The 5,082-nt window shown below is 42.4% G+C and carries 6 protein-coding genes; 3 read left to right on the top strand and 3 right to left on the bottom strand.

Going from position 1 to position 5,082, the window contains the following annotated elements; genetic code table 11:
* Positions 1-96: 96 nt before the first annotated feature.
* The 3 genes from H6F41_RS18335 to H6F41_RS18325 form a co-directional block, all read right to left on the bottom strand.
* Positions 97-1,170, bottom strand: coding sequence for a DEAD/DEAH box helicase (locus tag H6F41_RS18335; protein WP_190404904.1), 1,074 nt, complete (start codon positions 1,168-1,170; stop codon positions 97-99).
* A gap of 14 nt (positions 1,171-1,184) precedes the next feature.
* The gene (locus tag H6F41_RS18330) at positions 1,185-1,496 is read right to left on the bottom strand and encodes a fertility inhibition FinO-like protein (protein WP_190404903.1); all 312 of its coding nucleotides are present in this window, start codon (positions 1,494-1,496) and stop codon (positions 1,185-1,187) included.
* A gap of 138 nt (positions 1,497-1,634) precedes the next feature.
* Entirely contained in the window at positions 1,635-1,958 is a 324-nt protein-coding gene (locus H6F41_RS18325) for a cupin domain-containing protein (RefSeq protein WP_190404902.1), read from the bottom strand.
* A 186-nt stretch (positions 1,959-2,144) separates the two neighbouring features.
* On the opposite strand from H6F41_RS18325, the gene H6F41_RS18320 reads away from it, so the two are divergent.
* From H6F41_RS18320 to H6F41_RS18310, 3 genes are all read left to right on the top strand, one after another.
* A complete protein-coding gene (locus tag H6F41_RS18320) occupies positions 2,145-2,936 on the top strand; it encodes a ParA family protein (RefSeq protein ID WP_190404901.1) in 792 nt (263 codons plus the stop codon).
* A gap of 60 nt (positions 2,937-2,996) precedes the next feature.
* Positions 2,997-4,118: a ParB/RepB/Spo0J family partition protein gene (locus tag H6F41_RS18315; protein WP_190404900.1), complete on the top strand. Its 1,122-nt coding sequence runs from the start codon at positions 2,997-2,999 to the stop codon at positions 4,116-4,118.
* A gap of 8 nt (positions 4,119-4,126) precedes the next feature.
* Positions 4,127-5,082: AAA family ATPase (locus H6F41_RS18310; protein ID WP_190404899.1), on the top strand; the 956-nt coding region annotated here is incomplete at its 3' end.

Raw genomic sequence — 5,082 nt, 5'->3', positions numbered from 1 at the left:
AGAACTTTAGACAACGCTAATGCGAGAATTCATCTTTGCTTTATTAGGCTTATGCTTAAGCGCCTTGCCAAAGCTTCCTAAGATACCAAATGGGTTCTATACAAGCCGATCCCTTCTTTCCGTAATTCGCTCTGTTAATTCAATCGGGTTACCAATCGTCGCTGTGGCTAGGACATACTGAATGCGATCGCTATTACCTTCAAGTCGGTCAACTGCTAATCGCAATCGGCGCATCAGATTAGCAAAATGTCCACCAAAGCTTCCGCGATATGTATGGGCTTCATCAATTACGACATAACGTAATCTGGTTAAGAAATTTCGCCATGTTTGCCATTCGTGGCGGTAGCGAATGCGATTAAGTTGATGGTGGAGTAAATCGGGGCTAATACACAAGATCTGTGGTGCTTGAGGCGTAAATAGTTTTAGCCGTTCTGCCTTTGGCATATCTCCTGTCATCATTCCCGTATGTAATCCTATAGGCTTTACGATCGCGTCAAGTTTTGACATCTGATCGATTGCTAGTGCCTTTAGAGGAAAAATTAGTAGTGCTGTCGCCTGTGGATCTTGAATGCAAGTTTCTAGGATTGCTGGTAAAAATGACAGTGTTTTCCCACTTGCTGTCGGTGTGGCGAGTAATACATCTTTACCATTTCTCATCGCTTCTAGCGACTGCATTTGATGTGACCACAGGTGAGTATATCCTTTTTCCCTCAGTGCTTCTTGCAAAATGATGGGCAGATCCATAGGTAATCTATGAGCATCTCCTTCTGTACTTTCCGTTACGCGAATTGCCGCAAGAGACTCTTGAAAGTTGAGTGCAATCTCTCTAAATTCTGGATGCGGAATCGTGGCGATGTCTTCTTCGCTTACATCATAGATTTCCTGTTCACGGGTAATTTCTGATGTTATTTCCTGACTGCTAACTGGCAATATTTCTTGTCTATTGATTGCTTCTTGCCAGTTTGTGATGATTACAGGTACTGAATAGTTGGGGAATTTGGCTAGGAGGCGATCGCCTAAAATAGCGGTGATTTCACCAATTCCTTGAGCGTGGCTAGGAGCATATATAGCCTGACCTTCGACTAACCACACAGGCTTTTGTCCCGATGGTTTCATTGCTGAACGAGCGATCGCGGCATAGTCAATAGGACGGTCAGGCGGATTGGGCATTTTTGATGACCTGATTAGTTGGAGATTTCTACTTCAGAAGGTTTGGTTTCTTTCGGCTTTTTCTCAAATACTTGAATATTTGGCTCTAGCAAAACAAATCCTGTCTCAGTAGCTTCACCTAACTTGCCACCAATCGCGGCTACCCACATTGGAAAATTAGCCTGTGCATCCTCCAGTTTCTTAAACACTTTGGGCTTCACTGTAACGCTAAAGATTCGACCATCACAATCTAACTCAAAGGTCTTCCAACCGTTTTTATCGACAGATATATCGGTAGGGAGCTCATTGATTTTGATGGTTAAGTCTAGTTTTCCTTGTATTGCCATTTTTGTACTGTATATCTAAGTAAATGATGTGTATTCATAAAACATCTAATTTCCTAACTACAATATCAGAGCATAATTTATAAATCTAACAGAAAGCTTTAATCGATTTCATATAATTTTTTATCCAACTGGGGTTAGCTAAGATGAAAACTGCCCATGTACAGCGAGCCAAATACAGGCTGGCTCAACACTAGTATATTCAACACGATGCTTTGTATGCGCGGGAATAAGTAAATAATCTCCTGCTTTTAGTTTTATTCTCGAATCGTCTGCATAGGAAAGCTCGGCTTCGCCCTGAAGTAAAATCACCCATTCATCCGCAGTTTGGTCATACCATTGTCCTGAGGTCGTAGTTTGTCCTGTGGAAATGATGCGCTCAATCTGGATATTTTTACCAGAAACAATTTGCTCAAATTTTTCTAGATCATTTAGCTCATAAGGCAATTCATAGATATTTTGCATGGTTAAGCACATCCCAAAATTTATGGTAAAGGAATTCATAACATGTCGTATTTTAAAATACGACACCGCATAACTAACAATTCATCATTAAACACTCAAAAAAAATTATGGCGCACGCGAAGCGTGCACCATAATTTTTATTGGGCTTTATGTCGTATATTAAAATACGACATCGCTGGCAATGACATGAGCAAAAAACAAATCATCATTGGAATCGTTGCAAATGCAGGCGGAGTGGGGAAATCAACTCTTGCTGTCCACCTCGCCTATGAATTGAGCAAGCATAAAGTATCAGTTGCACTAATCGATCTTGATCCTCAACGCGCCTTGGATGTTTTCTGTGGACTCCCACCCGCAACCCCAGAAACCTCCATAGTTGGTGCTTTGTCTAAAGAATTTACAGGCGATTGGACATTAGTTCCTGCTTGGGATATTCCGAACATCGAAGTCTGTCAAGGGCATCCCAGCATGGCAAGACTAGCCGATGATCTGGTGATTCGCCGCCGAGGGGAATATGCTCTCGCCGATCGCTTAAAAAGTCATCCCCTCCGTCATGATGTGGTGATCTTAGACTGCCCCGCCACAATGGGCATAATTTGTGAAAATGCGATCGCGGCTAGTACAGGCTTACTTGTACCGATCCAGCTAGAAATGAAGTCTATCTCTGGAGTTGCGGATTTAGTTGAATGGGCGATCGCTATCACAGATGATCTCAAACTCGATCCTTCTCCTCAGATACTTGGGTTAGTGCCTAGCCTCTATGACAGTAGCAGAGCGATCCATCGACAATATTTACAACAGTTACCAGAAATAACTGAACAGTTAAGGATCAAACTATATCCACATATCCGTGATTCATCTGAATTCAAAAACTCTAGTGCTAATGGGTTGCCATTACAAAAATATCGCCCAAATCATCCTGCTTGCAGCGATTTTCAAGCGATCACCAAAGATATCATTAAATTATCAAAAGGTTAGGATGAGCGGCACAAAGTGCCTCCCATATTAAAACAAATAAATTCAAACAGGAAATATCTCATGGGAAAAATTCCATCAATTTCACAAAGATTTACTGGCGCAATCCAAGCGACAGATCAAGCACAACGTATTTCTGAACTACAAGCCGAAGTAGAAAAGCTACGATCTTCTCAGTCTCCAGTCCTCGAACAGCAAATTGAAACCCTCAGATCTCAGCTACAAGAACAATCTGGCGAACAAGATATTGAGGTAAGCAAGATTCAAGCAAATCCTCATCAACCGCGTCAGACTATTACCAATGAAAGCATTCAAACCATTGCCCGAAGTCTCGAAAAAGATGGACAAATTACCCCATTAATTGTGATCCCTCAAGATGAAAACTATCTCCTATTAGATGGTCAACGCCGTTGGGAAGCAGCCAAAATCTTAGGATGGCAAACATTGCGATCGGTCATCGCCATTATGCCCGATGACTTACATCGCAAAGCACTACTGACATTTATTCACCATGAGGATCTTAATCCTCTTGACAAAGCCGAAGCAATCTTTAAAGAAGTTGCTGATGTTACCAGTATGGGGGCTGACGAGATATTGACAGTTCTGGCAACGGTATTAAGACGTTTAGAAAGACAAAAACAAACAAGTCAACTAACAAGTCTTGTCACCGCCACTACCAAAGAACAGATCGCAGGACTTCAAAGTTTAGGCGTGAATGAAGCTGAAGAAAAATCACTGTTAGTGTTGCTAGGTTTAGCGCTCAACCCAACATCAGTAAAAGCAAATCTGATGCCGATGCTGTCCTTGCCTAATGACTTAAAGCAAGCGATTAGGGAACGCGGACTCAAAGGCTCTCATGCATTAGCGCTTTCTGTCCTATCCGCTAAGACCTTAGAAACTTCAGAAAAAATAGCATCAAAAGAACGGATCAAGGCAACTGAGCAGGTATTATCACAGGATTTAAATGTAGCCAAGACTAGAGAACTTATTGCCCAAATTAAGGCTAAATACATTAGGTCAGAGCAAAGTCCGTCAAAGCAAATTACAGCAATACAGCGTAGTGTAGAGAAATTATCTAAGGAAAATATCGCCAACATAGATCCACAACAGCTAACAGATTTACGCACACTTTTTCAGCAAAAGCTGGCAGAAATTGAATCTATTTTAGAAATTACAAATGGTTAAATAAAATCTTGAATCTATTCGAGAATCATCGCCAACGAATCACCACATCAGAAGCGCCCCTAGCTGATCGCCTACGTCCGCGCAACTTTGATGAATTTATCGGCCAAGAACATATTCTTGGACAAGGAAGACTGCTACGCCGTGCTATCCAAGCAGATCGCCTATCATCCCTCATCTTTTATGGTCCCCCAGGGACAGGCAAAACTACCCTTGCAAGAATTATCACCAACACCACTAACGCCCATTTCATTGCTATCAATGCTGTCCTCGCAGGTGTAAAAGAAATTCGTGAAGCGATCGAAATCGCCCAAACTCAACGTGGCTATCACAATCAACGCACGATCCTCTTTGTCGATGAAGTCCATCGCTTCAACAAATCCCAACAGGACGCATTACTACCTTGGGTAGAAAGCGGCACAATCATTCTCATCGGGGCAACTACTGAGAATCCCTTCTTTGAAGTCAATAAAGCATTAGTCAGCCGATCACGATTATTCCAATTAAAGCACTTAACCGAAGAAGATTTGCGGCGAGTATTAGAGCAAGCAATTTGCGATCGCCAAAGAGGTTATGGCAATCTCAACGTAAATATTGCCGAAGAAGCGATCGCCCATTTAGCCAATGTTGCCAACGGTGATGCAAGGTCATTGCTGAATGCCTTGGAACTAGCAGTAGAAACAACAGAACCTGATCAAGATGGCGAGATCTCTATTACTTTAGCCGTAGCTGAAGAATCCATTCAACAAAGAGCCGTTCTCTACGACAAAGAAGGCGATGCTCACTTTAATACGATTAGTGCCTTCATCAAAAGTGTGCGTGGTTCCGACCCTGATGCTGCCCTCTATTGGTTAGCTAAGATGGTTTATGCAGGAGAAGATTCCCGTTTTATTTTGCGCCGACTGCTAATTTTAGCGAGCGAAGATATCGGACTTGCCGACCCGCAAGCAGTGGTAGTGGTGAATGC

Source organism: Pseudanabaena mucicola FACHB-723 (assembly GCF_014696385.1).
Lineage (GTDB): Bacteria > Cyanobacteriota > Cyanobacteriia > Pseudanabaenales > Pseudanabaenaceae > Pseudanabaena.
This window is presented reverse-complemented; position numbering and strand designations above follow the sequence as displayed.